General features: G+C 39.4%; 4 protein-coding genes. All 4 read left to right on the top strand.

Features of this window, described 5'->3' with window-relative positions:
- Positions 1 to 103 precede the first annotated feature (103 nt).
- Positions 104 to 709 carry an imidazoleglycerol-phosphate dehydratase HisB gene (hisB, locus tag PN450_RS19115; protein ID WP_271837230.1) on the top strand — a complete coding sequence of 202 codons (606 nt, stop codon included), beginning with the start codon at positions 104 to 106 and terminating at the stop codon, positions 707 to 709.
- 65 nt (positions 710 to 774) lie between these two features.
- Entirely contained in the window at positions 775 to 1,758 is a 984-nt protein-coding gene (locus PN450_RS19120; RefSeq protein WP_271837231.1) for an ABC transporter ATP-binding protein, read from the top strand.
- 393 nt (positions 1,759 to 2,151) lie between these two features.
- Positions 2,152 to 3,591: a polysaccharide biosynthesis/export family protein gene (locus PN450_RS19125; protein ID WP_271837232.1), complete on the top strand. Its 1,440-nt coding sequence runs from the start codon at positions 2,152 to 2,154 to the stop codon at positions 3,589 to 3,591.
- 257 nt (positions 3,592 to 3,848) lie between these two features.
- On the top strand, positions 3,849 to 4,727 hold the full coding sequence (locus PN450_RS19130; RefSeq protein ID WP_271837233.1) for an SPFH domain-containing protein: 879 nt from the start codon (positions 3,849 to 3,851) through the stop codon (positions 4,725 to 4,727).
- Positions 4,728 to 5,267: the final 540 nt, after the last annotated feature.

The raw sequence follows: 5,267 nt of genomic DNA on the forward strand, positions 1-5,267 counted from the left end.
ACTGACAACTGTACGGGCGAAGCATTTGGAGAACTATTTTTGGCAATGACCGATAATTTATCTTCCAAATGCTTCGCCCCTACTAACAACTGACAACTGACAAATGACCAACAAACAAACTTCTCGGATAGCTTCAGTTCACCGCACTACTGGGGAAACAGATATTTACGTTACTATCAATCTTGATGGTACAGGGATATGTAAAGTTTCTACAGGTATTCCTTTTTTAGATCATATGCTCCATCAAATTGCCTCCCATGGGTTATTTGATTTGGATATTCAAGCTCAAGGTGATTGGGAAATTGATGATCACCACACTAACGAAGATGTGGGAATTACTTTAGGACAAGCTTTATTTCAAGCTTTGGGGAATAAAAAGGGAATTGTCCGGTTTGGGAATTTTCTTGCGCCTCTAGATGAAGCTTTGGTACAAGTTGCTTTAGACTTTTCTGGTAGACCGCATCTGAGTTATGGTTTAGAAATTCCTACTCAACGGGTGGGAACTTATGATACCCAGTTAGTGAGGGAGTTTTTTGTGGCTGTGGTAAATCATAGCCAAATGACGTTACATATTCGCCAATTGGATGGAATTAATTCCCATCATATTATTGAAGCTACATTTAAAGCCTTTGCTAGAGCCATGAGAATAGCGGCAGAAATTGATCGCCGGCGGGCAGAAACAATTCCTAGTTCCAAAGGAGTGTTATAAAAATCCTCAGCATCGGTTAATCTGTAGTTAGCTCTAAATAGTCAGTAGTTGGTAGTTTCATAGCCATGAATTCTGTTGTAGACAACCCCGATTATCAACAAAATCCCCTAGATCAACAACCCGTAGTCCTGACTTCTGAATTGCGAAAGGTCTATCGCACGGGATTTTGGCTCAATCAAAAAGTTGTATCGCTCAAAAACTGTTCTTTACAAGTATACCCAGGAGAAACCTTTGGTTTGTTGGGTCCCAATGGTGCGGGTAAAACCACGCTGTTAAAATTGTTGCTGGGAATTATTCGCCCTACATCTGGACGGGGCTTATTGTTAGGTAAACCCATAGGCAACGCTAAAGTCAAGCAGCATATTGGCTACCTCCCAGAAAATTCCTATTTATATGAATATCTGAGCGGTTGGGAATTTTTGCAGTTGACAGCGGGTTTATTTCAAATTCCCCAAAAGTTACAACGTCAACGCATTCCCCAATTGTTGGAATTAGTGGGGTTATCTCAAGCTGATGCTCGCAAAAAGCAAATGCGGCGCTATTCTAAAGGGATGCTTCAGCGTGTGGGAATGGCACAAGCTTTAATTAATGATCCGGATTTGGTTTTTTTAGATGAACCTATGTCTGGACTTGATCCTCTGGGGCGTTACCAAATGCGAGAAATTATTCTTGCTTTGAAAGCATCTGGTAAAACCATATTTTTTAATAGTCATGTATTGAGTGAAGTGGAACAAATTTGCGATCGCGTGGCTATTCTTGCTCAAGGAGAATTAATCTGTTGCGGTTCTCTCAGTGAACTTTTAGGGAATCAAAACACCTATCATGTTAAAGGTCAAGGCGGAGACGGGGAAATCTTGAAAAAATGGATAGGTAATTTAGAATTTGGGGCTGATGGTTCTTGGCAGGGTATACTCCAAGAAGATTATTATGATTTTCTGTCTAGTTTGAGATTAATGGGGGGAAAAATTATCACTATGAATCTGTCACGTCAATCTCTAGAAGAGTTTTTTATCCATCAAATTCAAATCCGAAATCATCCCCTTAATTAGCACAAACAACTAGAAAATAAGAGGAATGAATCACCCATAAGTAGTAATTTTTGCGAATTATTTGATCATTCTAAAAATCAGTTACTTATGTGTTAATACTTCCTGATCAATTTAGGGCTATGACTGTACTATCAGTTGATAAATTTGTTGTTAATATAGGATCGAAAATTGTTATAAGTTAGGAAACTTAACCTGCAAAAAGCACTGAAAATATTTCCTAACCTCAAAGAAGATTTAAAATCAAATTCCTTACGCAACAAATTATTTATGTCCGGAAAACTAAAGATTTATTAGAAAATAAAATTGTTGAGTCACTACGATTCTTCAGTATACTCGATGTTAAAATGTTTCCGAATAACTGTAAATATCGTCATTTTCAATTCTTAGGTAAATATGCTTAATAAAGATTTGTGTAAATTTCTCACCCATTCAACTATGGGTTTAGCATTGTTAACAACAATGACTATCGTTTTACCATCCGTGAGTTTAGCTGAAAAACAGCCAGTAAAATCAACATCCAGCATAGCTACAGATTATTTATTGGGCGGCGGCGATCGCATCCGTGTTAATGTATTTGAAGTACCAGAATATACAGGCGAATATCAAGTCCCTCCCGGTGGTTCAATTAATATGCCTTTAATTGGCAGTATCCCTGTTTCGGGACTAACCACAGAACAAGCTGCTGATACAATCGCCAGAAAATATGCTCGCTTTCTCAAACGTCCCCTGATTTCCGTCAACTTATTATCACCACGTCCCATCAATGTGTTTGTTGCGGGAGAGGTAACAAGACCAGGTGCTTATACCCTCAGCTTAGAAGGAGGAGCGGGAAATAACCCCGGTGTCCAATATCCAACGGTATTAGCTGCATTAACCATAGCCCAAGGGGTAACACTGGCAGCAGATGTGACTCAAGTACAATTACGCCGCAAGGTAGGACGTTCTGGAGAGCAGACAGTCTCCTTGGACTTAAAGGAATTAACGCAAACAGGCAGAATATCCCAAGAGATTACTTTACGAGATGGAGATACCATCGTTGTCCCCACAGCTACTAGTTTGAATGTGGCTGAAGCCCGAAATTTATTTGCAGCTAACTTTGCTGCCAGTCAAACTTCACCGCGTACAGTGGTGGTAATTGGTCAAGTTTATCGTCCTGGTTCTTATCTTGTTAGTCCTGGGAATACAGAACCTAGTGGTTCTGCTGGTGCTGCTGCTGGTGGTGGTTTACCCACTGTAATGCGAAGTTTACAACTAGCAGGGGGAATTACATCCCTAGCTGATGTGCGAAAGATTAAACTACGCCGTCCTACCCGCACTGGTACAGAACAATCTATAGATATTAACCTATGGAAATTACTGCAAAATGGTGATATCAATCAAGACATTGTGGTGCAGGATGGAGATACAATTGTTATTCCTACAGCCACAGATATTAACACTGCGGAAGCTACACAATTGGCCACTACTACTCTGTCACCAACGACTATTGAAGTTGGTGTAGTGGGTGAAGTCAAAAGACCAGGAGCAGTTAAACTACAACCGAATAGTTCTTTAAATCAGGCATTATTAGCGGCTGGTGGTTTCAATGATAGTAGAGCTAGTAGAGGAAGTGTAGAGTTGATTCGCCTCAACTCCAATGGTACTGTTAGTAAACGTCCAGTTAAAGTGGATTTAGCTAAAGGAATTAACGAAGAAACCAATCCGATCCTTCGCAACAATGATGTTGTCGTGGTTGATCGCAACGGTTTAACCAAAACTGGTGATAGAGTTAATACTGTAGCTGGTCCTTTAGGTACTATCTTGGGGATTATCAGATTATTCACTGGATTTTAGGTTAAGTCCAAAAGTTGGTTTTCTAGGTTTCCACTCAAAAAATCTAGACCCAAGACATAATTATTATACATCTTAGTTTATTTTTTTTCGGCAATTAATTTATGATTAGAGGTGTAGCGATCGCCTATAATGCGATCGCAGGTTTATCATTTTATAGTTACTGATTGGGAAATTACGCACTTAACCCATTTTAATTTACTGCAAGCTATAACCCTAATAATCAATTCTGCCCAAAGCTGAAGGAGGAGAATAATTCAATGGACCCAATAATTTTTATCATATTTTTAGCTCTAGTAGGTTATGCCTTGGCATCTGCAAAGATGGTAAATCAAGGGAATGTGGCCTTAGTTGAACGGTTGGGGCGGTATCATCGCAAACTTAATCCGGGAATCAGCTTTATCGTTCCTATTCTTGATCAGATTGTGATGGAGGATACAACCAGAGAGCAGTTGTTAGATATTAAACCCCAAAATGTCATTACTAAAGACGGAGTTTACTTAGAAGTTGATGCAATTCTTTACTGGCGCATCAAAGATATTGAGAAAAGTTTTTATGCCATTGATGATTTACAAACTGCCTTATCTAACTTAGCCACAACTACCCTCCGGGAAAATATCGCTCAGAATTCTTTAGAGGATACTAATATGTCTAGAGACGAGGTAGACCGAAGCATATTAGGCGGATTAAATTCAATTACAGCCGCTTGGGGAATTGAAATTATCCGTTTAGATATTCAGAGCATCACTCCACCGGAAAGTGTCCGCAAGTCAATGGAAGCTCAACAAAACGCACAAATTAAGAAAAAGTCAGCTATAGAAGCCGCAGAAGGGGAACGACAAGCGGCAGTTAAACGAGCGGAAGGAACTAGAACATCTATAGAAATAATTTCAGAAGCCTTGCGGAATCATCCTGAAAGTAAGGATATTTTAAGGTATCTTGTTGCCCAAGATTATGTAGATGCTAGTCAAAAATTAGGTGAAAGCAATAATGCCAAAATTGTCTTTGTAGATCCTGCTAACTCAACAGAAATGTTTCAGGAATTGATTTCCGATTCAGTACAAGAAAATCATGGTAAAGGCAATGGTAACGGTAATGGCAAAGGTAACGGTAACGGTAACGGTAATGGACTTAATTAGGGAATATAGCGGTATGCACTTGCATGAGATACATTCATAAACCCCCTCCTCACTTGCGGGGAGGGGGTTGGGGGTGGAGTTATTGTATTTCACTCAACCAATTTCCTGTTTAAAAGTTGCAACCAAGCGATCGCAATATGTGTGCTGCTGTAAAATCACTTTAGGGCGTTCCAAGAAATAAATTATCCCAAATTATTTGTATATTTATGAGAGTGAAGACCTTCCACCTAGTGTGTTAATTCTGAATCCCTTATCCCATAAGACTTCACGCACAAAATGTGTCGCATATTTTCATGAGGAAGTGCCTGGAAAAGATGCTTTCGGTGTAAACTACGGTAACACCAATAATTTTCTAGACAATCCCTCCAAAATACACAGAATTAACATACTAGCTTTAAACCCAGAAATAAAGTTTTAATTGATACTCATAACCTCCTGCCCCCCCTGCCTCTTAACTCCTCCCTTTTTGTAAACACTGAAATGCTTTTTTATAATCGTTTGAAGGTGATTTCCAGATTGACACTCCCCGCGTCTAAAGAC

It is taken from the genome of Dolichospermum lemmermannii CS-548, assembly GCF_028330815.1.
GTDB lineage: Bacteria > Cyanobacteriota > Cyanobacteriia > Cyanobacteriales > Nostocaceae > Dolichospermum > Dolichospermum lemmermannii.